Consider the following 22,997-nt stretch of genomic DNA (forward strand, 5'->3'; position numbering starts at 1 on the left):
CGTGGACACGGTCTGGGTCTTCGGCGACCAACTCAGCGTCGACATCAAGAGCCTCGCCGGCAGGGATCCGGCGACCACCACGGTCCTGCTCGTCGAGTCCGGGGCGACCATCGGAGATCGCCCCTGGCACCGCCAGCGCCTGCACGTCGTCCTTGCCGGGATGCGTCGGTTCGCTGGGGAACTCGAGACGGCGGGATTCACCGTGGACCTGCGCCCGGCCCCCACGTTCGCCACCGGTCTCCGCGCGCATCGCGAGCGGTTTTCGCCCGACCGGGTGGTCGCGATGGAGCCGATGTCGTGGAGCGGGCAGACGATGCTGGAGCGGCTCGACGTGGACATCGTCGGCTCGAACCAGTTCCTGTGCCACCGGGACGACTTCGCCGCGTGGGCCGCCGAACGCGACGGACGCCTGCGGATGGAGGACTTCTACCGGTGGCAGCGTCAGCGCCTCGACGTCCTCATGGACGGCGACGCCCCCGAGGGCGGGCGGTGGAACTACGACGACCAGAACCGCGAGCCGCCGCCCGACGGGGATCCCGGATGGCCCGAACCGGTCGTCGACGATCTCGACGATCTCGACGCCGCCGTGCTGGCGGGTCTGCCGCCGTCAGCCGTCGGCGCCGATCCGACGGGGATCTGGCCGACGGACCGGGCCGGCGCGCTGCGGCGTCTCGAGCGCTTCATCGCCCACGGGCTTCCGCGATTCGGCCCGCACCAGGACGCGATGACGGAGTCGTCGTGGCACCTCGCCCACTCCCTGATCTCGCCGGCGCTGAATCTCGGCGTGCTGCATCCCCGGGAGGTCGTCGATGCCGCCGTCGACGCGTACGACCGTGGCGAGGCGCCGCTCGCCTCCGTGGAGGGGTTCGTCCGCCAGATCATCGGCTGGCGGGAGTACGTGTGGGGCCTGTACTGGCTGTGGATGCCCGGCTACCGGGATGTGAACGAACTCGACGCCGATCGGCCCCTACCGCCGATGTTCGTCACCGGCGATACCGAAATGCGGTGCATGAGCGAGACGCTCGCCGGTGTCGAGGTTCACGGGTACGCGCACCACATCCAGCGCCTGATGATCCTCTCGAACTTCGCGCTCATCGCCGGCCTGGACCCGCAGGCGTTCAACGCATGGATGCGGGAACGCTTCGTGGACGCCGCCGAATGGGTGATGTTGCCGAACGTGTTGGGCATGGGCCTGCACGCCGACGGCGGGCGGATGGCGACGAAGCCGTACGCCGCGAGCGGCGCGTACATCGACCGCATGAGTGACCACTGTGCGGGGTGCGTGTACGACCGCAGGGCCCGGGTCGGTGACAATGCGTGCCCGTTCACGACCCTCTACTGGGATTTCCTCGCCCGCAACGAGGCGAGCCTTCAGGGCAACGGCCGCATGGGCCGGCAGCTCGCCAACCTGCGCCGACTCTCCGATATCGACGACGTCCGCGCCCGTGCGGTCGAGATCCTCGGTCTCGCCGGGGACGGGAGCCTCTAGGCGGATTCGGTCAGTCGTTCGGCACCTCGCAGCCGGTACATACTGGCGGTCATGGTGGTCGGTGAGAGGAAGCTCTCGGAGGACTTGGGACCAGCAGACTGGCTTGCTGTTGTCATTGGCGGGGTGTTTGCGGCGCTGCTTGTCGTGACACCGATTGCTGCGTTGATAGCCGGGGCTCGTGGGCCATTCGCCTATGGCTTTGCTGCAGTGCTATTGCTGCTTGGGGCGAGGTCGGTCATCGCCACCGTCGAAACCGCCAGATTCCGTGTGACCGCAGATGATCGCGTCCTCAGGATTCGGAGGCGATTTCGCGACGAGGCGATTCTTCGTGAGGACCTTCTCGAGGTGCGGGGTGAGGCGAGCCGGGACATGTTCGAGAGACGGCACCTTTGTGTGGAGACGCGGCGATCAACGATCAGGATCGAGTTGACTGGCGCCCAGAAGAGCAAGGAATCGGCAGCAGGCCTGGTCTCGGCTATCCGCGCGTGGCATCAGGCCGGAGCATCCGGCGATTGACCCCGTTGGCGTCTACCGCAAGCCAGGCGGCTGCATCTGTCGTGGTTTGATGGGGAGTGCGGTGGAGAGCCTGTCTGCCGAGCTCGCCTGACGCCCACACCAAGCTCCACGTGGGCTCTCGGTTCACCGGACACCTGATCGACGGCGCCAGGTCTCCTCGCGAATCCGTCCGTTCAGCAGCTGAGCGCGTAGCTGAGTGCCGAGCACACTCGTCCCATCGTGTCGTCGTCGACATCGCCCACCCGCCGGGTCAGCATGGACTTCGCGAGGGTATGGAGGCCGTCGCAGTTGACGACGGAATAGCGCTCGAGACCCATGGCCCGGTGATCGATCCCCACTTCAACCGCGAGTCCGCGAATCGTCGTAGTGATCTCGGCCACGGTGACGAGAGTGCGTACGTCGAGAACCTCGGGCCGGGTGAGCACGAGGACGGGCCGTCGCTTTCGACCCGCTTCCGCGAGCCAGACCTCACCCCGGTTCATTCCTCTCCCCAGGTTTCTGCCTCGGCCCAGAACGCGTCCGGGCGCTCGGGGTTCTGTTCGTACGCGGCTCGATCGGCACTGGCCAGCGCGGCTCGGACTGCCGCAGCGACGCCCTCCCTGGCGGCGGCCGAGATGTTGACGCCGAGCCGCCGGGCCTCATCCGCGAGCGACTCGTCGAGCGTGAATGTCGAGCGGGTCGTTGTCATAGCACAAGATGCTAGCATTCACTGCTGGCTAGCAGAACGGCCGGTGCAGTTCCGATTTCCAGAAGTGCCCCTGATGTCCGCTATTGCGGACATCGCGACGGGGTTTCCTCCCGCGAACCCTCCACGCGCTACCGAACGCCATCTCGCAGAGGTCCGATGGGGTGTCTCCGTGGACGCTGCCACCGGATAGCTGCTCACACTTGCGGTTCTTCCGTCTAGCTACTCTCTACTCGTGGCCATCCGCCGTGCGCTGATCGAGGCAGAGAACAGACGGACAACGGGGGATCGCTAGCGGGGCGATCGAACCCGCAGACGCCGCATCGACCAGCCTTGACGTGTAGATCGGTCGGCCAGGCTCGAGACCCCGGCCTGCAGTTCCAATTTCCAGAAGTGCCTCTGATGTCCGCTATTTCGTACATCGCGACGGGGTTTCCTACGCGAACCCCTCCACGCCCGGCATCTTCTCGAGCGCAGCGGCCGAGACTGAACAGGGCCCGACGCAGCACCATCGGAGGAGGCGCCCGGCCCCGCCCGCACCGCTAGGGTCCCCCCACCGGCAACCGGGGGACGCCATGACACTTCAGGACCGCATCAGGGCACTGGAGGACCGCGACGAGATCCGCGAGCTCTCGACTCGGTACGGGCTCGCGATGGACGAGCGCGACGTCGCCGAGGTGCGGCGCATCTTCACCGACGACGCAACGCTTCGGTCGAAGGACGGTGTCTTCGCCGCCGAGGGACTCGACGCCATAATCGAGACCTACGAGGGCCGCTGGGCCTCGCTCGGCCCGACGTTCCACGTCGCCCACGGGCAGGTACTCACACTGGATCCCTACGACCACGACCGGGCGACCGGACGGGTCACCGCCCACGCCGAGGTCGTACGCGACGGGACGACGATGGTCGCCGCGGTCGTCTACGAGGACGTCTACCGACGTGTCGACGGCTCCTGGCGCATCGCCGACCGCAACATGGGCTACTTCTACTACCTGCCCGTCGAGCAGTACCCGTCGGCACTACCCCTGAGGGACCGGATGCTCGCCTACGGCACCCCGGCGCCGGCGACCTTCCCGGACCCGCCACTCGGCCAGCTGATGGCAGCCGATGTCTCGCGATCGAACCTGACCGTTCTCAGTCAGTTCTTCGCCAGTATGGCCGCCTTCGACGTCGACGGGATCGCAGGGTGCCTGCACGAAGACCTCGTCTTCGAGCTCCCCTTCAAGGACGAGCCAACCCTGCGCGACCGCACAGCGACCCTTGAGATGTTCCGCGTGATCGCGGAACGCTTTGTCCGTTTCGACCTCACACTCGTCGAAGTGGTCTCATCATCTGACGGCGACGTCGTCGCTGCGCGCTACACCGGCGACTGCGTCACCTCCCGCGGTGCCGTGCCATACCGGAACACCTACGCCGGCTTCTTCACGTTCTCCGATGGACGGATCATCCGCTGGATCGAACATGCGAATCCGTTGACGACCGAGCGTCTGCTGCGGAACCTCGAGGCTGCCGACAGCTGAACACGGATGCCGGGCTGGGCAAGCCCGGGCCGGTCAGCCCATCTCGATGCCGAGTTCCTTGCAGAGGTCCTCGCGCAGGCGGAACTTCTGGATCTTCGTGCCCGACATCGGCCACGTCCCGGGCTTCACCTCACGCACGTAGCGGGGGATCTTGAACGAGGAGATCTCCCCCTTGCAGAACTCGATGAGCTCCTCCTCGGTGACCGAGGCCCCGGGGTTGAACTCGACGAACGCCGCGGGCACCTCGACATACTTCTCGTCGGGCACCGCGACCACCTGGGCGATCGAGATGGCGTCGTTGGTCTGGATGAAGGACTCGATCTCGATGGCGGCGACATTCTCCCCACCCACCTTCAACATGTCCTTGAAGCGACCCATGTAGGAGATGCGACCCTCGGGGTCCAGCGCGCCGAGGTCGCCGGTGTTGAACCAGCCCTCGTCGTCGAAGCACTCGGCGTTCTTCTCGGCGTCCTTGTAGTAGCCCTCGAAGACGCTGTAGCCGCGGCACCAGATCTGGCCACGCTGGCCCGGCTCGTCGAGCCACTCCCCGGTGTCCATGTCGCGGATCCGCAACTCGATGCCCCGGAACGGCGTACCCGACGAGATCGGTCGGATCTCGTCGGGGTCCGACGGCTCGTTGAACGCGACCACGCCACCGCACTCGGTGAGCCCGTACGCGTTGATGTGTTTGGCGTGGGGCAGCGACGCGTGGATCTTGCGGAGACCGTCGGGCGACGAGACGTTGTTCCACAGACGGATGTTCGGGAAGTCGTCCGCGTCGGGGTGGTTCAACAGCGCCTGGGTGACCGTCGGGAACGTCGAGAAGCTCATGGTCGCGTTCTCGCCACGGATCTGGGCGATGGCCGTCGCGGGATCGAAGTGGGTGAGCGTGACGAACGTCGAGCCGGCGTCGAAGCAGCCGATCATCGGCAGGATCGTGCTCATGTGGAACATGGGCAGCGGATCCCAGAACACGTCCTCGGGGGTGAACTCGAAGCGGTTGCGACCCGCCGTCACCGACGTCCTCACGAGCTGTTCGTGGGTCATCGGACAACCCTTGGGCTCGGCCGTCGTCCCCGAGGTGTACATCATCATCGCGACGTCGCGGATGGCCACCCGGGACCGCAGCAGGTGTACGTACTCGGTATCGTGGCCCTCGGCCAGCGCCTCGAACCCGGCCCGGTCCAGCATCCCCTGCGGCGACGAGGACCCGAGCAGGACGATCGAGCGCAGCTTCGGCGCGGCCGCGGGCCGCAGGTCGGTGACGTCGGCGGCATCGGCCAGTTCCGGGAAGCAGCCGTTGAGGATCTCGACGTAGTCGGTGTGCTGGTCGATGATGTCGCTCGTGAACAGGACGTCGATGTCACCGTTCTCGAGGACGTAGCTGATCTCCTGGCCCTTGAAGCGGGCGTTGATCGGGATCACCCAGGCGCCCAGGATGGCGGCGCCGAACATGACCTCGATGTAGTCCATGCAGTTCGGCATGAGGATGCCGACGTGCTGACCCGGGGTGACGCCCAGGCCGAGCAGCGAACGCGCGGAGCGCTCAGCCGCCTCCAGCAGCGACGCGTAGGTGTGGCGTGTGTCGGGGAAGACGACCGCGTCGTGGTCGGGCCACAACTGCGCGCCGCGGACGAGAAGATCCCCGAAGGTCGTGACGTCAACCCATTCCCGGTCCATCAGATCCCCCATTGCGGTGCGGACTACGGCCCGATGATGTCAGAAAACGACGACGCCCCGGGCATCGTGCCCGGAGTCCATCCTTGCGACGGCGTCGTTTATGTCGTCGAGGTCGAAGTGGTGGGTCACCAGGTCGTCGAGGCGGTACCTGCCACTGCGGTAGAGCTCCACCGCCAGGGGGATGTCCCGGGTCGGTCGGGAGGTCCCGTACAGGCACGACATGAGCGTCTTCTCGGACTGGGAGAACTCGGCTGCCGGCAGCGTGGTCTCGGAGGTCGCCGGGTGAACGCCGATCACCACGAGGGTCCCGTCGATCTTGAGTGAGTCCCAACCCTGGCGAACCAGCGGCGGTGCACCGACCACCTCGAACACGTAGTCCGCGCCAAGTCCGGTGATCTCGATGATCGCCGCGGGGACGTCGACGCCTTCGCCCCCCTTGACGGTATGGGTGGCGCCGAACCGTCGGGCCATTTCCAGCTTGTCGTCGTGGAGGTCCACCGCGATGACCATCCCGGCGTTCTGGATGGCCGCCGTCTGGATCACGTTCAGCCCCACGCCGCCGCAGCCGATCACGACGACCGACGAGCCGGGCTCGACCTTCGCCCGGTTGATCACCGCCGACATGCCGGTGAGCACGCCACAACCGGTGAGGGCGGCGGCTTCGAAGGAGACGTCGTCGGGGATCGGGATGGCGTGGAGTTCGTTGCAGACGAGCTCCTCGGCGAGCGTGCCGATCGACGAGAACTGGTACAGGTCACGGCCGTCCGGGTCGGCAGCCCTGAAGCCGCCGGCGGGATGAGCGGCGTCGGGGTTCAGGCCACCGAAGATGGTCTGCAGTCCCCACAGGCACAGGTTCGGGCGACCCTTGAGGCAGAACTCGCAGACGCCGCAGTGGATCAGCGCCGACAACACGACGTGGTCCCCGGGCTTCGTCGTGGTCACAGCGTCGCCGACCGCGGTGACGATCCCGGCGCCCTCGTGGCCGACGATCATGGGCAGCGGGAACGGCAGCGCGCCGGTCTGCACCGACACGTCGGAATGGCACAGCCCTGAGGCCTTGATCTTGACCCGCACGTCCTTCGGCCCGAGCTGGTCGGACACCGTGACGTCGGTGACGGTGATGGGCGCCCCGTACTCGTAGACGACCGCTGCTCTCACTGTGCGACGAACCCGCCGTCGACAGACAGCACCGAGCCCTGGCACAGCGTCGAGTCGTCGGACGCGAAGAACAGGATGGCCGCGGCGACCTCTTCGGGTCGGCCCATCCGCCCGATGGGCATCACACCCTCGAGCATCTTCTTGGCCTCGTCCTGGTCCGGCATCTTCTCGGTCCAGCGCTCCATCATCGGCGTCAGGATCACCCCGGGACACACGCAGTTGAACCGCACACCGGAGGTGGCGAGTTCGATCGCCATGTCCTTCGTGAAGACCAGCAGGCCACCCTTGGCCCCGCCGTATGCGGTGGAGAGAGGAAAGCCGACGATTCCGTTGAGCGACGAGATGTAGACGACGCTGCCGCTCCCCGCGGCGACCATGTGGGGGACGACGTGCTTGGAGAACAGCCACGGACCCTTCAGGTCGGTATCCATCACCATGTCCCACTCCTCGACGGTCATCTCGTCGTAGGTGCGGTTCAGTTCGGCGCCGGCGTTGTTGACGAGGACGTCGACGCGCCCCCACCTGCTCATGGCGGCGTCGGCCACGGCCTTCACCTGGTCCTCGACACGGACGTCCACGCCGACGGCGAAGGTGGCATCGCCGAGTTCGGCGGCCAGTGCCTCCGCTGCGTCGAGGGCACGGTCGGCGATGCAGACCTCGGCCCCCTCGGCGACGAAGCGCCGCACGGTGGCCTCACCGATCCCGCTCGCACCACCTGTGACGATGCACGTCTTTCCCTCGAGTCTCATGGCACTCCCCCTCTTCGTCGGCCGTCCGGCCCCCCGGCCGGTCGTTGAATACTGTCAGCCGGACACCTGCCGCGCGATGTCGGCGGTGTCGTACCACTGCTCGAGCTTGACGATCATCCCGTCGTCCATGTGGAAGATGTCCACCGCCGAGAACTCGCAGGCGCGGCCGTCGGCCGTCGTCCCCTCGAACGCGATGGACACGGCCGCGAGGTCTCCGTCGACGATGAACGTCTGCGGCTCGTCGGCATGGGTCGGGAACTTCTCGAACACCCGCTGGTAGAACTTCACGATCGCGTCGAGACCGCGACGCTCGCCGAGACCGACGGCGGTGCCGTCGAGCACGGCGTCGTCGACGAACAGGGTCCGCACCGCGTCCCAGTCCTCGCCGTTGAGCGCCGCGAAGTAGGCGTCGAGCGTCTCGCGTGTCGTACGTGCCATCGTCACATCCCCCTCAGGAGGTTCTTTACCTCCGCCATCGCCTTGAACGACCAGCCCGCCAGGGACGGATCACCGAAGGCCGTGATGTTCCACATGATGAGGTGGCGCAGACCCGCCTCGTGGTAGGTGGCCACCTCCTCGGCGATCTGTTCGGGCGTTCCGCAGAAGCAGTAGTAGTCCACGACCTTCGGCGGGATGCCGTCGATTATGTCGAGGGCCTTGTCCCGTGGAACGGCGGCCGGGATCAGCTCGTGGAAGCCCTCGGGGGGTTCCACGCCCAGCTGGCGGAAGATCTGGGGCGGGAGCATCACCATGAGCGCCCGGATGAGCGGCGCGTTCTGCAGGCGCTCGAGCGCCTCGGCGTCGGGCGCGGGCAACATGTAGGCCAGGATCCCGGGCGTCACGGCGTCCTTCGGCCGACCGGCGGCGACCGACGCCTCCTGGATCGAGTCCAGCGAGGAGCGGTACACCCCGGGGTCGAGCTTCGTCGGCAGCCATCCGTCGGCGAGACGGCCGGTGATGCCGAGCATCCGCGGCCCGTGCGCCGCGGTCCAGATCGGCGGGGTCGTGTCGCCGTAGGGGCTGAGACCCAGCACCGCGCCGTCGAGGGTGTGGAACTTGCCCTCGTAGTCCACGGGACCGTCGGCGGCCCACAGGGCCCGGATGACCTCGAGGCCCTCCTCGAGGCGGCTCACCGGCTTGTCGAAGTCGATGCCGTAGGGCGTGATGTTCATCGCCTCACCCGAACCGAGGCCGATGATCGCCCGACCGCGGGTCAGGTGGTCCAGGGTGAGCGCCTGGTTGGCCACCATCGCCGGGTTGCGACGGACGAGGTCCGTGACGACCGAGCCGACCTTGATCTTCTCGGTGGCCGCTCCCACCGCGCCCATCATGAGGAACGGGTCGAAGTACATGTGCGGGTTGTCCTGGTACTTCGCGAGGGGCGTGATGTCCTCGGTCCACACGGAGTCGCTGTGCCAGCCCATCAGGTGGCACGGCCACCACACGGCGTCGAAGCCGTCGGCCTCCGCGCGGCGGGCTAGGTCGATCGCCTTGTCGCCCGGCGGCATGATCTGACCGGGTACGCCGATCTCGATGTCCATGGTCCTCCTCGTCGTTGCGCGGCGGCGGTGCCGCGGATGCGTCCCGCCCGGGTCCGCTAGCGGGCCCGGAACTCGCGCTTGCGCATGTTGTCGGGGTCGAAGGCGCGGATGGCCTCGACCTGGAACTGTGTGGGCACCGGCGTCTCGGGAACGTCGCCGTCGGGCATCGCCAGTTCGAAGCCTGTGGCTTCCTGGACCTGTTCCACCGTCACACCCGGGTGCACCGACTTGAGGCGCATGTGACGCGTCTCGGGGTGGAAGTCGAGGACGGCGAGGTTCGTGACGACGAGCTGTGGCCCGCCGGTCAGCCCGAGATCCTCGCGCTCCGAGCCGCCGCCGAGGTAGCCGGCGCAGGACACGAAGTCCACCTTCTCCACCAGCGCCCGTGGGTTGTGATTGGGGTTCCAGTAGTAGAGGAGCTTGCCGATCGAACCCATGTCGCCGAGGCCGGCGGTGCCGGGAAGGCGCAGCTTCGGGGCGTGGAAGTCGTCGCCGATGATCGAGTTGTTGGCGTTGCCGTAGCGGTCGAGTTGGGCGGCACCGACGCAGAACTTCGTCAGCCAACGGCCGTTGAGGGCGAAGTTCCAGAAGTCCGAGTACTGCTCGACGTACATGATCGAGTCGCGCCACAACGGCGCCTCCAACGTGGAGGCCGGGACGCGGTCGGGCTGAGGTTCGAGGCCGAGCGCCCCGGCGAGCCACACGAGCTTGGGCGCATGGGTCTCGCGAGCGAGTTGGAACGCCGTGACCGGGAGGAACGACGCCATCCCGTTGCAGGCCTGGTCGCCGTCTTCGAACGCGGCGGCGAGCCGGCAGATCATCAGCTCGTCGATCTCCCAGTCCGATGCGGGTGGGGAGTCCTGCCAGTCACTCATCGGGTGATCTCCCATCGCTCGAGTGCGATCATCCGTTTCGCTCCGCCGACGGCATCGAGGTACTCGGCCTGATCGGCCGGGCCGTGCACGTAGCGGTCCAGGAACGCCGATGTCTCGTCGTCGTCGCGAGCCGCGGCGATCCATTCGAGGTGCATGGCGGTGTCGTAGCCGTAGCGGGGGTTGAAGGACGTGGGATGCGCTCCCCACGGGACCTCGACGACTGCGTCGACCATGAAGCCGGGCAGCACCGTGCGGTCCGGGTTCTTCCGCAGGACGTCGCTGTCGACGATCTCCTCGGCCGAGACGATGACCTTGGTGGCGGCCTTCGGCATGATGCCGAGGTCGGGCCAGATGGCGGTGGGCTCGTAGCCGATGTTGCCGTAGCGGTCCGCCTTGTGGGCGTGGATGATCGCCACGTCGGGCACGAGCGCACGACAGGCGACCACGGGGTTGCCGCCGAAGGGGTCGTCGATCATCACGAGGTTGTCGTTGACGTCGATCAGGTCCGTACCGATCAGGCCCTTGGTGGGCAGGAACGGCAGGTTGCGGGCACCGGCGCCGAGGCGGGAGTTGAGCGCCGTCTCCGACAGCTCCTCCATCGCGATGGCACCGGACTCCACGCCCTTGCGGAAGCGCTGGCAGAGTCCGAACTGTTCCATCGACACCGCGGCACCGATCAACCTGTCGATGACACCGGCTGCGGCGAGCCAGTCGACGGGGATCCCGCCGACGAGACACACGACACCGAGACCACTGCGCTCCTGACGGATGAGCTCGCGAACGAGCGCCATCGGCGCGGCCTGGGTCGCCATGTTCTGGACGGCGACCACGTCGCCGTCGCTCACGATGCTCACAGCCTCGGAGATCGAGGTGAGCTTGACCTCCATCGGACTCCCTTCGGGTTCTTCTTCGTCGGTGACCGACCCTCCCGGGCCGGTCGTTGATGCAGCTTCAGATCAGACGAGCTCGATGATCTCACGGCCCCCGTGGAGCTCGATCACCTGGCCGGTGCAGTAGTCGCTGTCGGGCGACGCGAGCCACACACAGGCGCCCGCGACGTCCTCGGGCGTCCCGCCGCGGCCGATCGGGATCTGGGCCTCGATCTTGGGGATCAGCTCGGAGGGCATCCCGAGGCCGGTCTCGATATCGGTGGCCGACGTCATCCGCGTGCCGCCGATGTAGCCGGGAGCCACGGCGTTGACGTTGACCTTGAAGCGGGCCCACTCACGCGCGTTGGACTTGGTCAGCCCGATCACACCGGCCTTGGCCGCCGAGTAGTTGGCATTGGCGGCCAGCCCGTACACACCGTTGGTGGACGCGATGTTCACGACCTTGCGGTGGTAGGTGTTGGGCGTATCCTTCGAACCGCGCAGCAGCGGGGCCGCGGCACGGGTCATGTTGAACGTGCCCTTCAAGATGACGTCGACGACGAGGTTCCACGTGTCGTCGGTCATCTTGTGCATCATCTGGTCACGGGTGATGCCCGCGTTGTTGATGAGCACGTCGAGCTTGCCGTAGGTGTCGGCCGCCGCGGCCACGATGGCGGCGGCGGCGTCGGGGTCGGCGACGGATCCACCGACCGCGACGGCCGTGCCACCAGCGGCGGTGATCTCGTCCACCGCGGACTGGGCGACGTCGACGTCGAGGTCGTTGACGACGACAGAGGCGCCGTCACGTGCGAACCGCCCGGCGATGGCGGCGCCGATCCCTCGACCGGCGCCGGTCACCAGCACCACACGATCCTCGAAGGACCACATGGCTAGAACGACCTTGGCAGGCCGTAGCTCTCGGCGATGGAGTTGCGGGCCATCTCGTTGGTGATGGGCCCGATGCGGTAGAGACGCGCGTCACGCCAGTAGCGCTGGGCGTTGGTCTCGAGCGCGTAGCCCATCCCGCCGAGGATCTGGATGCCGAGGTCTGCGGCCTTGCCCGCGTACTCCGACGCCAGGATCTTGGCCATGTTCGCCTCGCGGCCGCAGTCCTCGCCCTGCTCGGACTTCCACGCGGCGTAGTACATGATCAGCTCGGCCTGCTTCTGCCACATCGACATCTCGGCGACGTAGTGCTGCAGGATCTGGAAGGAGCCGATCTTCTTGCCGAACGCCTCGCGCTCGCCCATGTACTGGATGGCGTCCTCGAGGACACCGTCGATGATCCCCGTGCAGAGCGCGCCCACCATGATCCGCTCGTTGTTGAGGGTGGACAGCATCTGGTAGAAGCCGCGTCCCTCCTCGCCGACCACGTACTCGTCGGGGACGAACACCTCGTCGAGGAAGACCTCACACGAGCCGACGGCCTTCATGCCGACCTTGGGGATCTGGCGTGTCTCGAGACCCTCGGCGGGGTTGGGGACGAGGAACAGGGTGATACCCCGGGCCGCCTTGTCCGGCGAGTCCTCGGTGCGTGCCATGAGGAACAGGTAGTCCGACACGTGCGCGGCGGTGGACCAGATCTTCTGGCCGGTGATGGACCAGCCCCCGTCGACCTTCTTGGCCTTGGTCTTCATGCCGCCGAGAACATCGGTGCCGGCGGACGGCTCTGTCACGGCGATGGCGACACGGACGTCGCCCGCGGCCATCTTGGGGACGAGGTCCTCCTTCACGGACTCCTTGGCGAACTTCACGATGGACTTCGCGCAGAACGACGAGATGCCGAAGATCCACGTGAGGCCCGACAGCGAGCGGGCCAGCTCACGGGTGAGGATCATCTGGGTGATCACGTCACCGCCCTGGCCGCCGAGTTCCTCGGGGAGACCGATGGCGTGGAAGCCGGCGGCCGACATCTTGTCCCACAGCTCGAACGGGTACTCGAACTCCTTGGCCTCGAGATCACGTGCCACGTCCTTGGGGCACTCCTTCTCGACCCAGTCGTGCACCATCTTGCGAAACTGTTCCTGCTCGTCGCTCAGTGCGAAGTCCATGTGGGTTGCCTTTCGTTTTCTCGATCTGTCTTCAGGGGCGTGTGTTCGTGTCGCCGCGCTCGCGGCGGTGACTCGGGCTCAGTACCGCCAGCCGTCGCCGAAGGTCGGGATGCGCTTGCCGAGGTAGTGCTCGACGCAGGTGACAGCCGCTCGGGCCGCCCGGTCGGTACCGACGCCGCGACTGCGGAACGTCTCGCTCGCGAAGTAGAGGCCGTCCACGTTGGGCGCCTTCCAGTCCGGGCGGTACTTGCCGACGAGCATCGGCTTCTGCACGACCCCGAATGCGGGATCGAACACGAGCTGGCGGCGCTTCCACACGTGGTTCTTGAGTCCCGGGTACATGACGAAGAGACCCTGCTCGAGTCGGTCGTACATGTCGTCGACGTAGCGCTTGTCGCGGCCCTTCGCCCCGGGGATGACCCCACCCATGCAGTAGAGGTGGATGCCCTCGGGGATGCCGGAGGGGTCCATCGCGGCCTGGTCGTACATGTAGCCGGGAGTCGGGCTGTGCGGAGTGGCCACCCAGGTGGAGAGCTCCTTGGGGTCGTACATCGTGACCGGTTCCTCGGTGGCGATGTACAGGTTGAGCCACGACACCCGCCAACGGTCCTGGGCCAGGTAGCGGATCTGCTGGGTGTACCACTCGGGTAGTTCCCACTCGGGCACCACGTTGAGCACCGACCAGACCGGCAGTGTCGAGATGACGCACTCGGCCTCGAGGAACTCGCCGTCGTCGACGTCGTTGGGGACGTTGGCGTCGTGGGGCAACATGACGCCCTTCACGACACCGTCCTCGATCACGACCCGCTTGGCGGGGGTCGACAGGCGGACCTCGCCGCCCTTCTCGACGATCGCGTCGTGGAGGTCCTTCCACATCCCGTCCCAGCCCTGCCCGGGCCAACACGAGTAGGCGGCCATGCGGGACTCCTCGTAGTGCATCTTGCGCACCCAGAGGTTGTCGGAGGCCGAGTGGTCGTACCACTCGTCGGTGAGGCACTCGAGGACGGCGAGGAACTCGAAGAGGTCGATGACGCCCTGGGAGTCGGTGTACTGGAGGATCCACTCGCGCATCGGACGGTCGTCCCACGCCTCGAGCTCGTCCCAGCTCGTCTCGGTGAGGGCCTTGATGACCTTCTTCAGTTCGCTCTTGTCGGGGTAGCGGTCCCGGATGGACCCCCACTTGCCGGCGTCGTTGTCCCAGACGGGCATCTCCTTGGAGACCTCGCCATGGATCAGTTCCTTGCCGGCGTGTTCGAAGACCTTGGTGAGACCCGATCCGGAGTCCTCGATGAGGTGGCCTCCGAGGTTGACCTTGAATCCCTCGTCGTCGAGCGCCAGGGCCCGCCCACCGAGGTACGGGTCACGCTCGAGGACGGCGACCTTCTTGCCTTCAGCTGCGAGTAGGGCGCCTGCGGACAGACCCGCTGCACCTGCGCCGATGACCACCGCGTCGTACTTGCTCATGTGTGTCTGAGTCCCCCTTCGTTGGCGCCGTCACCGGTCGCGTCGTCGGGCAGCGCCTGACGGCGACGCTACCAAACGATCGTTTGAATTGTCGAGTCGAACCCGGTCACGTTGTGGGCGCGAGCGCCCGCATCGTGGCCTCCGGACCGCTGTCGTCGCCCACCTCGGCACCGGTCAGCAACAACAGCGGGGTGTCGACGCCGGCGGCGTGGTAGGCGGCGACCCGCTCGGCCACCGCCTCGGTTCCGATGGCACAGAAATGGTTGACGACGTCGTCGCCGACGTGGGCCAGTGCCGTCTTGCGATCCCCCTCGGCCCAGGCGTCGGCCGCTGCCGCCAGCCCCGGGAACGCGTTCACGAACGCATGCTGGTGAGTGGGCACCATGGCGTAGGCGAGTACGGACCGTCGCATCCGCTCGATGGCCACTTCGGGGCGGTCCCCGGCGTAGCACCAGAACGACAAGATGACCTCGAGATCGTCGACCGAGCGTCCCGCCGACTCGGCGCCGATGGCGACCTGTTCGAGCTTGGTGGCCACCTCGTCGGGCGGGCACCAGGTGAGGAACACGCCGTCGGCGCTGGCGCCGGCGAGTTGCAGCATCCGGTCGTTGATCGCGGCGAGCCACACCGGCACGTCTCCGCCGGGCTGCATCGCCAGGCGGAAGCCGTGCGAGTGGAGCATCTCGCCGTCGTAGTCGACCTTCTCCCCCGACATGGCCGCGCGGAAGATGTCGATGAACTCCCGAGTCGTCGTGAGTGGCCGGTCGAAGGGAAGCCCGTGCCAGCGCCCGACGACGATCGGACTCGACGCACCGAGACCGGCCACGATCCGCCCCGGAGCCAGCGACGAGAGCGTCGCGAACGCCATGGCGGTCAGCGTCGCCGGGCGGGTGGTCGTCCCGACGATCCCCGAGCCCAGGCGGATGGTCTCCGTCGCACCTGCGGCTGCGGCGAGGATCGCAGGAACCTCGACGCCGGCCACTTCACCGCACAGCGCGGTGTGGTAGCCGAGTTGCTCGGCGGTCGCCATCAACTCCACGAGCCGCGGCGCGGACAGCCCGTCCTCGACGGGAACCGTCACCCCCAGACGCGTCACCGCGTCAGTGTGCGTCGCCGTTGCCGCCGTAGCGGCTGACGAGGTCGTCGGCGATCTCGGTGTTCTCGGCATTGTCGGGGTGCGGCAGCCACTGGTCGCCGACGGCGAGGTAGCGGGTGGCCAGTTCCAGCAACGGCCCGTGGGCCTTGGCCGGCGGGATGAAGTTCCACTTCAGCCACGGCTGGGAGTCGGGGTGGCTGTGCTCGTCGAGCACGAGCGGGAGGCCCTTGGCCTTGATGTCGCCGATCATGCCGTCGAAGTCGGTGGCGCAGAACGCGACGTGGTGGACGTATTCGCCCTTCTTGGCGAGGACCTTGTCCACCCAGGTCCCCTCTTCGCCCGCCGCCCACAGCTGGATGGAGACGCCGGTGGGGTCAGGGCTCTGGAACGTGCACCACTGCATGAGGACGCCGTCGGTGGCATCGGCGCCTTCGCCCTCGGTCACCTTCTCGAGATGTCCGGGGGAGAGCACCGAGAGGATCTCCTCCCAGTCGGCGCGTGCCTCGTCCAGGTCGTGGACGAGTAGCGAGATGTGGTCGATGTGGATTCCCATTGCCGGTTCTTTCTCCTCGGGTGGATCGTGGAAGACAGGTGGATCAGGAGACGAGCTCGAGGATCGTCGCGTTTGCGAGGCCGCCGCCCTCGCACATGGTCTGGAGGCCGTAGCGACTGCCCGTGCGCTCCATCTCGTTCACGAGCGTCGTCATGAGCCGGGCGCCGCTGGCGCCGAGCGGGTGACCGAGGGCCATTCCGCCGCCGTTGACGTTGACCTTGTCGGGGTCGACGCCGAGCTCCTGCTCCCAGGCGAGCACGACGGAGGCGAAGGCCTCGTTGCACTCGAACAGGTCGATGTCGTCGATCGACATGCCGGACTTCTCCAGCGCCTTGCGTGTCGCCGGGATGGGCCCGGTCAGGATGAGGACCGGGTCCGAACCCGTGACGGCCATCGTGTGGACCCGTGCCCGCGGCGTCAGGCCGTACTTCTCCACGGCGGCCTCGGATGCGACCATCACAGCGGCGGCGCCGTCGGTGAGCTGCGAGGACATGCCGGCGGTCAGCGGGCCGTACTCGCTGAACGGCTTGAGGGTGGCGAGCTTCTCCATGGAGGTGTCGGGTCGGATGCCCTCGTCCCGGGCCACGTCGCCGTAGGGCAGGACCTCGTTGTCGAAGCGCCCCTCCTCCCATGCCTTCGCCGCGTTCATGTGGCTGCGGTAGCCCAGGGCGTTCATCGCCTCGGCGGTCACGCCCCACTTCTCGGCGATCATGTTGCCGCCGCGGAACTGGTGGATGACCTCGTCGCCGAAGCGTTCGGCCCATCCCTCACCGTCGAAGGGGTACCGCATCCCGTTGTCGGGTCCGATGTCGCCCTGGCTGTTCAACTTGATGAGGCTCATGATCTCGCAGCCCCCGGCGAGGACCAGGTCCATCGTGCCCGACATCACCGCCTGTGCGCCGAAGTGCACGGCCTGCTGGGAGGAACCGCACTGCCGGTCGATCGTGACGGCGGGGACCTCTTCGGGGAAGCCGGCCGAGAGCCACGAGTTGCGGCCGAGGTTGAACGACTGGGCGCCGATCTGGCCGACGCAGCCCCAGATCACGTCGTCGACATCACCCGGGTCGATCCCGGTGCGCTCGACGATGCCCTTCATGACGTGTGCGGACAGGTCAGCGGGGTGCACCTCGGACAGGCCGCCCTTGTAGCGGCCCATCGGGCTGCGGACGGCATCGACGATGTAGGCCTCGGCCATGGTGTGTCCCCCTGCGTGCGGTTCGCGACTGGCGTTCCCCCATCATGCCCGAATCAAACGACCGTTTGCCTGCCGGACACGGCCACCCGCCGGCGACGGGCACCCGTCACTCAGACGACAGACGCACCGTGCCAGCGCGCGAAGAGGGCGTCGCGTCCGCCGACCGATTCGAGGTAGTCGGCCGAGACCAGTCCCCCGATGACGAGGCGGGCGAACTCGTCGCCGATGGCGTCGGGTTCCTCGTCACCGTCGGACTTGTACCAGAACGACATCGCGTTCAGCATCCCGATGACGCCGATGGACGTGAGCTTCGGATCGAGTGCGGAATCGACGAGACCGAGGTTCTGACCGTTGCGGATCTGGGTACGGAGGAACTCGGTGTAGACCTCGCCCTCACGACGGATGATCTCCTGGCGCTGCGCGCTGAGCGAACGGAACTCCCGGAAGAAGACGGCCGACTTGATCCGGGTGGAGGCGAAGACGTGGACGTGGGTCCGCACCATCGCGTGGATGCGGTCGAGCGGATCGCCGGGCACCTGACGGACCCGTTCGAGTGCGTCGAGGCTGGCCTGGAACGCCTCGTTGATGATCTCGAAGAGGAGGTCGTCCTTCGAGTCGATGTAGTAGTACAGGCTGCCCTTGAGGATCCCGACCGCGCTCGCGATGTCCTGGATGGAGGTCGCGTCATATCCCTTGCGGAAGAAGATCTCCGCCGCGGCGTCGAGGATCTCGCCCCGACGACGCTGGGGCGCCGGACCGGCCGCTGCGCCCTTGGTCTCGGTCATCTGTGGACTCCCGTCGGTCCGGCGATTGCCGGATAGGCCATTTTCGGACCATACCGGCTCGGGTACGCGAACGCCGAGGTCCGGGCCCCGCACGTCACGGACGGGCCCGGCTCCTAGCCTGTCAGCGTGCCTTCGACCGAGACCATCCTCGTGCAGGTGTCGGGACCGGACCGTCCCGGTATCTCCGCCGGGCTGTTCGCCCGTCTCGCCGAAGCGGACGCCACGGTCGGGGACGTCGAACAGGTGGTGATCCGGGGTCGACTGAGCCTCGGCGTGGTCGTCGACGTCCCGGGCGGCCGTGACCTCCTCAAGGAGCTCCTGCTGTTCGCGTGGGACCACGATCTCGAGATCGACTTCGACGTCGTCGACGCCAACCCGACCGCGCCGCGGGAGGGCTTCGTCGTGACCGCATTGGGGCCACGGCCGTCGCCCGCGGACCTGCTCGCGGTGACGCAGGCCATCACCGACGGCGGCGGCAACATCCACCGCATCGTTCGGCTGTCCCGGTACCCGGTCTTCACCTACGAGATGCTCGTCCACGGCGGCGACTTCGACGCCATCCGCGAGCAGCTCGTCCTCGCTGCGGCCGACCGCGACGACCTCGACGTCGCCATCCAACGCGGCGGGCTGAGCCGCAGGGCGAATCGCCTGGTGGTTCTGGACGTGGATTCCACTCTGATCCAGGACGAGGTCATCGACCTGCTCGCCGACGAAGCCGGGACCTCCGAAGCGGTCACGGCGGTGACCGAGCGTGCCATGGCCGGCGACCTCGACTTCGTTGCCGCGCTCGAGGCGCGCGTGGCGACCCTGGAGGGGCTCGACGCTGCCGCCCTCGGGCGCGCCTACGACCGGCTGCGCCTCACCCCGGGGGCCCGCACGTTCGTGCGAACCCTGCGGCGGCTCGGTTTCACCACCGCGATCGTCAGCGGCGGTTTCAGCTACTTCACCGATCGCCTCGCCGAGAGCCTCGGGATCGATTACGCCCACGCCAACGAGCTCGAGATCGTGGACGGCCGCCTCACCGGACGGGTCCTCGGCGAGATCGTGGACCGTGGCGCGAAGGCGCGGCTGCTGATCGAGATCGCCGACAAGATCGGGGTCGGTCTGAACCAGACCGTCGCGGTCGGCGACGGCGCCAACGACCTGGACATGCTCGCCGCCGCCGGGCTCGGCATTGCGTTCAACGCGAAGCCCGTCGTGAGCCGGGCGGCCGACACCGCCGTGTCGGTCCCCTACCTCGACGCGATCCTGTTCCTGCTCGGCGTCAGCCGCGAGGAGATCGAGGCCGCGGATGCCTCCGACAACGGCGGGTCAGAGCAGGACGATCCGGAACACCGCCCACGCGAAGCTCCCGGTGACGAGCCCGGCGACGAGGTCCTTGCGGAGATAGGCGACGCCCCAGCGTCCTGACCGCAGCCGCAGCCATCCCACGAGGACGAGCCCCGCGACCCAGAAGCCCAGCAACACCATGACCCCACGCTAGGCACACGCCGCGTCAGCGACGCGCTCGACCGGCTGGCCGGTGACTTCTGCAATCAGTTCGAAGTCCTTGTCGAGGTGGAGCACCGTGAGCTCGGCGAGTTCGGCGGTTGCAGCGATCAGCAGGTCGGGAATGGACGGCGCCCGGTGCTGGCCGCGGTTCGCGAGCATCGATTGGATCTCGAGTGCACGGTCCTCGATTCTGGGAGTGAGGTACTCCACGGGCATCGACGCGACTGGTGGTTCCGAAACGAGGGTGCGGTGATCCGCGGCCGAACGCGCTGAGTAGCCGAGCTCCAGTCGCGTGACGGTGCAGATGCGAACGAGGCCTCGCTCGATGCGTTCGGCCCATTCCCTCGCGTTCGGCGCGAGGTGGAGCCGCCCGATCGCAGACTTGTCGATGAGCCAGGTCGTCACGACCAGGCGCCGGACATGACGTCGGGGTCATCGAGGTCTTCGGCAAGGGCTGCGGTTCGTCGGAGCTGGTCGACGCTGACCCGGTTGGCGTCGACCACGCGCTCGCGCTCCAGTGCTCGACGGAGGTACTCGCTCCGTGAGAGCCCAACTCGCTTCGCCTTGGAGTCGATCGCTGCCAGTACCTCGTCGGGGACGTCTCGAATCAGGATGTCAGTCATGGCCACCTCCGGTGCTATCTAATGATATCACGATGCGGTGCAATGCGGTCGTGCCAACCGCCCTGATCGCACACACCCCGACCCGAGCCACGCAAGGCCGAACGTGGACTCCGCCTGGGTTCAGGGGAGGAGGTCGAACGCGTCGCGGTGGGCGGGCCGGACGACGGTGAAGTGCCGGTGGTTGAGGGTAGCGATGCGGGTTTCGCGGAGACGTTCGGCGATGGCGATCAAGCTGGCATCGGTCCCACCGAGGTGGAGGTCGGCGTAGGTGTCGACCAGTTCACGGATCCGGTGCCAGTCACGGGAGCCGAGGGGCTCGACCATGAGGTCGCCGTCGAGGATCGACGTGTAGAGGGCAGACTCGGCGGCCGGACCGAGCTCACGGTCCAGGAGGTAGGCGGCTTCGGCGATGACCATCGCCGTGGTGACGAGAGGACCAGGGTCTTCGCGGATGATCGCAGCACTGGCCGTGTGGTGGGAGTCCGTACGGTCGGCCGCAGCGACGAGCACGCCGGTATCGACGACGAGCACCGGTCAGTCGCGCCCGAACCCGTCGGCCAGGACCTCGTCGAGACGGTCGGTGATGCCGTACTCTGACGCGCCGACACCGACGAAAGCCGGGTTGCGTCGAGGTCCGTTCGGCTCGGCCGGTAGCGCGGCGGCGAACTCGGCGATGACATCGTCGATACTGACTCCGCGGCGGGCCGCTTCGGCTTCGAGACGCCTCAACGCTTCGACGGGCAGCTCGACGGTCACGGACATAGCTGAAGTGTAGGCCGCAACGCTGCCGGGCTGACCGAACACCGACGGTCCCGGGAGCCCGGCCGCGCATGTCAGGAATCGAACCGGCGAAGCCTCAGGGTGTGGCGGACGGGCAATCCTTGTGAGTGATCACGCGAACTCGCGGTCACGTCCCTGGAGGTGGTGTAGCCGACGGCCGCCGCGGCAGCCTCGGGAGGCAGTCCCTTCGCCGTAGGCGGTGTAGTCGGCTGTAGCGACGGTGCGGGATGTGTTGGTGGTGGCGTCGACTGTGTTTTGGTTGTCGGTGTGGGTGTAGAGAGTGCCGGCGGTGGTGGTTTCGGCGAGGATCCCGCCGGCGTGCAGGTACGAGTCGCCGTCGGTGTGTGTAGTACGTCCACGTCTTACCGGCGGCGTTGGTGGCGGTCTTCAACCGGCCCGCCAGGTCATAGGTCATCGACCTCGTGGCGCTGTTGGGGTCGGTGATCGACGTGACCTGCCCCGCCGCGTCAGCGACGACCGTCAGGCGCCACCAAACCCTGGGGACAAGACGGATTCGTTGGTTCGCTGGGCGCTGAGGCTGGCGACGCTTCGGCGAGCGGGACGGGGTGCCTGGCTGAGTCTCGGTCGCCGACCGTATCTGATCAGATACGCTAGCGACATGAGTGCGACGGTGCTGACGGAGGCTCGGGAGACGGCTGGTCTGTCCAAGACTGACCTGGCCGAGCGCGCCCACACCTCCAGGTCCACGCTGTCCGCCTACGAGCACGGCCGGGTCTCGCCCACGCTCGAGACCGTGGAACGGCTGCTCCTCGCAACGGGCCGACGCCTGACGTCGAGCCCCGTGCTGCACTGGGAGGAGGTAGGGGTAGGGAGAGGGCGAACTGCGGCCATCCCCGACCGCCTTCCAGACCTCACACCACACGAAGGACTGCGCACGTTGACGATGCCGCTCCACCTCGACTGGTCTCGCCCAGGACGGTCCGTACGCCTCTCCGACCGACGGGAACGAGCGCGCGCCTACGAGGTGGTGCTGCGCGAGGGCACGCCGGGCGACATCGAGTCGATCGTCGACGGTGCGCTCCTCGTCGACCTCTGGGACGAGCTCGTCCTCCCGAGAGGCCTCCGGGCTGCCTGGCAGCCGCTCGTCGACGAGGTGGTCGACACCGATGGCTGAACAGCCGCTCACGGAGCTCCAGCGCACGGTCCTCGAGGTGCTCGACCGTGCCGAGGCACGCGACTTCGTGGACGTCCACACCCTGTCCGGTCGGTTTGACCTCGATCACCTCACCGAGTTGGCCGGAGAACTCGATGGAGGGTTCACCGATGCCCTGCTGGCCGAGGCGCTCGCGTCACACCGACGATTCACCGACGCCGAGTTCGAGGCGCTCGGAGCAGATGCGCCTCAGCTGCGCGACTTCATCGGTCGCTGGCTCGAACAGCTGGTGGCCTGACCGTTCATCGGTCCTCCACACGCGGGCTCGGGGGCACCTCAGGCAACGCCCATTTCGGTCGGTGACGATTGATCCGCTCAACCCTCCAGCGTGTGATCACCCGCCATGACGCCGAAGGCCTGGTCTTGCACCGGGCTCACCTCAGCGATGGTGCGCCGCATCCGCGGCGACTGTCCAGCCACGCAGAACTCCTGGGGACCGGTCTTGGGCATGGGTTCATCCTCCCAAACCTGCCTTCCGGGCAAGCCAGATCAGATGTCACCAGAACCCGCGGCAGACCCCTTCGACCATCATCCCTCTCGCTTGTGCCCTGCCGGCTTTGGTGGCGCTTCGGATTCTCGCGGGGGTGAGCGCTTGAGGGGGTGAGGGTCCCTGTGCGCGGGACAGGGGCTCAACAGAATCGGTGGTTCCTACGCCGTCGATCCTGGAGAGCCCCTGTGGAGACCGATGCTACGCGCATGTGCG

27 protein-coding genes are annotated in these 22,997 nt (G+C 67.3%); 6 read left to right on the forward strand and 21 right to left on the reverse strand.

Translation table 11 applies throughout. The features are described from left to right. The first annotated feature begins 1 nt into the window (after position 1). Positions 2-1,489 carry a cryptochrome/photolyase family protein gene (locus RIE08_04785; protein ID MEQ8716907.1) on the forward strand — a complete coding sequence of 496 codons (1,488 nt, stop codon included), beginning with the start codon at positions 2-4 and terminating at the stop codon, positions 1,487-1,489. Between the two features lie 51 nt (positions 1,490-1,540). After that, complete coding sequence (locus tag RIE08_04790) at positions 1,541-2,005, forward strand: hypothetical protein (protein ID MEQ8716908.1); 465 nt, start codon at positions 1,541-1,543, stop codon at positions 2,003-2,005. A gap of 173 nt (positions 2,006-2,178) precedes the next feature. Here RIE08_04790 and RIE08_04795 read toward each other — a convergent pair whose 3' ends face one another. Next, positions 2,179-2,487 (reverse strand): type II toxin-antitoxin system PemK/MazF family toxin, encoded by a 309-nt coding sequence (locus RIE08_04795; GenBank protein MEQ8716909.1) that lies wholly within the window; start codon positions 2,485-2,487, stop codon positions 2,179-2,181. Next, complete coding sequence (locus tag RIE08_04800; GenBank protein ID MEQ8716910.1) at positions 2,484-2,693, reverse strand: type II toxin-antitoxin system CcdA family antitoxin; 210 nt, start codon at positions 2,691-2,693, stop codon at positions 2,484-2,486. The genes RIE08_04795 and RIE08_04800 overlap by 4 nt, the downstream gene beginning before the upstream one ends. Positions 2,694-3,265: 572 nt before the next feature. Between RIE08_04800 and RIE08_04805 the strand changes: the two genes are divergently transcribed. Further along, positions 3,266-4,210, forward strand: coding sequence for a nuclear transport factor 2 family protein (locus RIE08_04805; GenBank protein ID MEQ8716911.1), 945 nt, complete (start codon positions 3,266-3,268; stop codon positions 4,208-4,210). Positions 4,211-4,243: 33 nt separating this feature from the next. On the opposite strand, the gene RIE08_04810 is transcribed toward RIE08_04805, so the two are convergent. From RIE08_04810 to RIE08_04875, 14 genes are all read right to left on the reverse strand, one after another. Further along, entirely contained in the window at positions 4,244-5,890 is a 1,647-nt protein-coding gene (locus RIE08_04810) for a class I adenylate-forming enzyme family protein (GenBank protein MEQ8716912.1), read from the reverse strand. 39 nt (positions 5,891-5,929) lie between these two features. After that, positions 5,930-7,048, reverse strand: coding sequence for a Zn-dependent alcohol dehydrogenase (locus RIE08_04815; protein ID MEQ8716913.1), 1,119 nt, complete (start codon positions 7,046-7,048; stop codon positions 5,930-5,932). Beyond that, the gene (locus RIE08_04820) at positions 7,045-7,797 is read right to left on the reverse strand and encodes an SDR family oxidoreductase (protein ID MEQ8716914.1); all 753 of its coding nucleotides are present in this window, start codon (positions 7,795-7,797) and stop codon (positions 7,045-7,047) included. Before RIE08_04820 ends, RIE08_04815 begins: the two co-directional genes overlap by 4 nt. A 54-nt stretch (positions 7,798-7,851) precedes the next feature. After that, positions 7,852-8,235 (reverse strand): nuclear transport factor 2 family protein, encoded by a 384-nt coding sequence (locus RIE08_04825; GenBank protein ID MEQ8716915.1) that lies wholly within the window; start codon positions 8,233-8,235, stop codon positions 7,852-7,854. Positions 8,236-8,237: 2 nt separating this feature from the next. Then, complete coding sequence (locus RIE08_04830; protein MEQ8716916.1) at positions 8,238-9,338, reverse strand: LLM class flavin-dependent oxidoreductase; 1,101 nt, start codon at positions 9,336-9,338, stop codon at positions 8,238-8,240. A gap of 56 nt (positions 9,339-9,394) precedes the next feature. Next, on the reverse strand, positions 9,395-10,213 hold the full coding sequence (locus tag RIE08_04835) for a CoA-transferase (GenBank protein MEQ8716917.1): 819 nt from the start codon (positions 10,211-10,213) through the stop codon (positions 9,395-9,397). Beyond that, positions 10,210-11,100, reverse strand: coding sequence for a CoA-transferase (locus tag RIE08_04840; protein ID MEQ8716918.1), 891 nt, complete (start codon positions 11,098-11,100; stop codon positions 10,210-10,212). Before RIE08_04840 ends, RIE08_04835 begins: the two co-directional genes overlap by 4 nt. Before the next feature lie 69 nt (positions 11,101-11,169). Continuing rightward, entirely contained in the window at positions 11,170-11,946 is a 777-nt protein-coding gene (locus RIE08_04845) for an SDR family oxidoreductase (protein ID MEQ8716919.1), read from the reverse strand. 26 nt (positions 11,947-11,972) lie between these two features. Further along, positions 11,973-13,133: an acyl-CoA dehydrogenase family protein gene (locus RIE08_04850; protein ID MEQ8716920.1), complete on the reverse strand. Its 1,161-nt coding sequence runs from the start codon at positions 13,131-13,133 to the stop codon at positions 11,973-11,975. Between the two features lie 78 nt (positions 13,134-13,211). Next, a complete protein-coding gene (locus RIE08_04855) occupies positions 13,212-14,597 on the reverse strand; it encodes an FAD-dependent oxidoreductase (GenBank protein ID MEQ8716921.1) in 1,386 nt (461 codons plus the stop codon). 106 nt (positions 14,598-14,703) lie between these two features. Then, a complete protein-coding gene (locus tag RIE08_04860; protein MEQ8716922.1) occupies positions 14,704-15,693 on the reverse strand; it encodes an LLM class flavin-dependent oxidoreductase in 990 nt (329 codons plus the stop codon). Positions 15,694-15,697: 4 nt separating this feature from the next. Further along, a complete protein-coding gene (locus RIE08_04865) occupies positions 15,698-16,246 on the reverse strand; it encodes a VOC family protein (GenBank protein MEQ8716923.1) in 549 nt (182 codons plus the stop codon). A 43-nt stretch (positions 16,247-16,289) separates the two neighbouring features. Continuing rightward, the gene (locus tag RIE08_04870) at positions 16,290-17,441 is read right to left on the reverse strand and encodes an acetyl-CoA C-acyltransferase (protein MEQ8716924.1); all 1,152 of its coding nucleotides are present in this window, start codon (positions 17,439-17,441) and stop codon (positions 16,290-16,292) included. Between the two features lie 110 nt (positions 17,442-17,551). Further along, a complete protein-coding gene (locus RIE08_04875) occupies positions 17,552-18,226 on the reverse strand; it encodes a TetR/AcrR family transcriptional regulator (protein ID MEQ8716925.1) in 675 nt (224 codons plus the stop codon). A 126-nt stretch (positions 18,227-18,352) separates the two neighbouring features. Between RIE08_04875 and serB the strand changes: the two genes are divergently transcribed. Continuing rightward, the gene (gene serB / locus RIE08_04880) at positions 18,353-19,636 is read left to right on the forward strand and encodes a phosphoserine phosphatase SerB (GenBank protein MEQ8716926.1); all 1,284 of its coding nucleotides are present in this window, start codon (positions 18,353-18,355) and stop codon (positions 19,634-19,636) included. A gap of 69 nt (positions 19,637-19,705) precedes the next feature. Here the strand turns inward: serB and RIE08_04885 are convergent, their stop codons facing one another. The 4 genes from RIE08_04885 to RIE08_04900 all read right to left on the reverse strand — a co-directional run bounded on the left by RIE08_04885 (position 19,706) and on the right by RIE08_04900 (position 21,102). Continuing rightward, positions 19,706-20,122, reverse strand: coding sequence for a PIN domain nuclease (locus tag RIE08_04885; GenBank protein ID MEQ8716927.1), 417 nt, complete (start codon positions 20,120-20,122; stop codon positions 19,706-19,708). Next, positions 20,119-20,340: a CopG family transcriptional regulator gene (locus tag RIE08_04890; protein ID MEQ8716928.1), complete on the reverse strand. Its 222-nt coding sequence runs from the start codon at positions 20,338-20,340 to the stop codon at positions 20,119-20,121. The genes RIE08_04885 and RIE08_04890 overlap by 4 nt, the downstream gene beginning before the upstream one ends. A gap of 120 nt (positions 20,341-20,460) precedes the next feature. After that, entirely contained in the window at positions 20,461-20,871 is a 411-nt protein-coding gene (locus RIE08_04895; protein MEQ8716929.1) for a PIN domain-containing protein, read from the reverse strand. 3 nt (positions 20,872-20,874) lie between these two features. Continuing rightward, on the reverse strand, positions 20,875-21,102 hold the full coding sequence (locus RIE08_04900; GenBank protein ID MEQ8716930.1) for a hypothetical protein: 228 nt from the start codon (positions 21,100-21,102) through the stop codon (positions 20,875-20,877). A gap of 637 nt (positions 21,103-21,739) precedes the next feature. Between RIE08_04900 and RIE08_04905 the strand changes: the two genes are divergently transcribed. Both RIE08_04905 and RIE08_04910 read left to right on the forward strand, forming a co-directional pair. After that, positions 21,740-22,255, forward strand: coding sequence for a helix-turn-helix transcriptional regulator (locus RIE08_04905; GenBank protein MEQ8716931.1), 516 nt, complete (start codon positions 21,740-21,742; stop codon positions 22,253-22,255). Next, positions 22,248-22,532, forward strand: a complete 285-nt coding sequence (locus RIE08_04910; protein MEQ8716932.1) for a hypothetical protein — start codon at positions 22,248-22,250, stop codon at positions 22,530-22,532. The genes RIE08_04905 and RIE08_04910 overlap by 8 nt, the downstream gene beginning before the upstream one ends. A 77-nt stretch (positions 22,533-22,609) precedes the next feature. Here RIE08_04910 and RIE08_04915 read toward each other — a convergent pair whose 3' ends face one another. Further along, positions 22,610-22,744 carry a hypothetical protein gene (locus tag RIE08_04915; protein ID MEQ8716933.1) on the reverse strand — a complete coding sequence of 45 codons (135 nt, stop codon included), beginning with the start codon at positions 22,742-22,744 and terminating at the stop codon, positions 22,610-22,612. Positions 22,745-22,997 lie beyond the last annotated feature (253 nt).

The sequence above is a fragment of the Acidimicrobiales bacterium genome, from assembly GCA_040219085.1.
In the GTDB taxonomy this organism is placed as follows: Bacteria; Actinomycetota; Acidimicrobiia; order Acidimicrobiales; family JAVJTC01; genus JAVJTC01.

Excerpts from the sequence above, each read along its gene's own strand:
- RIE08_04825 (MEQ8716915.1), bottom strand. The coding sequence starts at position 8,235 with ATGGCACGTACGACACGCGAGACGCTCGACGCCTACTTCGCGGCGCTC.
- RIE08_04875 (MEQ8716925.1), bottom strand. The coding sequence starts at position 18,226 with ATGACCGAGACCAAGGGCGCAGCGGCCGGTCCGGCGCCCCAGCGTCGT.
- RIE08_04790 (MEQ8716908.1), top strand. The coding sequence starts at position 1,541 with ATGGTGGTCGGTGAGAGGAAGCTCTCGGAGGACTTGGGACCAGCAGAC.
- RIE08_04865 (MEQ8716923.1), bottom strand. The coding sequence starts at position 16,246 with ATGGGAATCCACATCGACCACATCTCGCTACTCGTCCACGACCTGGAC.
- RIE08_04910 (MEQ8716932.1), top strand. The coding sequence starts at position 22,248 with ATGGCTGAACAGCCGCTCACGGAGCTCCAGCGCACGGTCCTCGAGGTG.
- RIE08_04835 (MEQ8716917.1), bottom strand. The coding sequence starts at position 10,213 with ATGAGTGACTGGCAGGACTCCCCACCCGCATCGGACTGGGAGATCGAC.
- RIE08_04900 (MEQ8716930.1), bottom strand. The coding sequence starts at position 21,102 with ATGTCCGTGACCGTCGAGCTGCCCGTCGAAGCGTTGAGGCGTCTCGAA.
- RIE08_04890 (MEQ8716928.1), bottom strand. The coding sequence starts at position 20,340 with ATGACTGACATCCTGATTCGAGACGTCCCCGACGAGGTACTGGCAGCG.
- RIE08_04820 (MEQ8716914.1), bottom strand. The coding sequence starts at position 7,797 with ATGAGACTCGAGGGAAAGACGTGCATCGTCACAGGTGGTGCGAGCGGG.
- RIE08_04810 (MEQ8716912.1), bottom strand. The coding sequence starts at position 5,890 with ATGGACCGGGAATGGGTTGACGTCACGACCTTCGGGGATCTTCTCGTC.
- RIE08_04870 (MEQ8716924.1), bottom strand. The coding sequence starts at position 17,441 with ATGGCCGAGGCCTACATCGTCGATGCCGTCCGCAGCCCGATGGGCCGC.
- RIE08_04855 (MEQ8716921.1), bottom strand. The coding sequence starts at position 14,597 with ATGAGCAAGTACGACGCGGTGGTCATCGGCGCAGGTGCAGCGGGTCTG.
- RIE08_04850 (MEQ8716920.1), bottom strand. The coding sequence starts at position 13,133 with ATGGACTTCGCACTGAGCGACGAGCAGGAACAGTTTCGCAAGATGGTG.
- RIE08_04830 (MEQ8716916.1), bottom strand. The coding sequence starts at position 9,338 with ATGGACATCGAGATCGGCGTACCCGGTCAGATCATGCCGCCGGGCGAC.
- RIE08_04805 (MEQ8716911.1), top strand. The coding sequence starts at position 3,266 with ATGACACTTCAGGACCGCATCAGGGCACTGGAGGACCGCGACGAGATC.
- RIE08_04915 (MEQ8716933.1), bottom strand. The coding sequence starts at position 22,744 with ATGCCCAAGACCGGTCCCCAGGAGTTCTGCGTGGCTGGACAGTCGCCG.
- RIE08_04905 (MEQ8716931.1), top strand. The coding sequence starts at position 21,740 with ATGAGTGCGACGGTGCTGACGGAGGCTCGGGAGACGGCTGGTCTGTCC.
- RIE08_04795 (MEQ8716909.1), bottom strand. The coding sequence starts at position 2,487 with ATGAACCGGGGTGAGGTCTGGCTCGCGGAAGCGGGTCGAAAGCGACGG.
- RIE08_04800 (MEQ8716910.1), bottom strand. The coding sequence starts at position 2,693 with ATGACAACGACCCGCTCGACATTCACGCTCGACGAGTCGCTCGCGGAT.
- RIE08_04840 (MEQ8716918.1), bottom strand. The coding sequence starts at position 11,100 with ATGGAGGTCAAGCTCACCTCGATCTCCGAGGCTGTGAGCATCGTGAGC.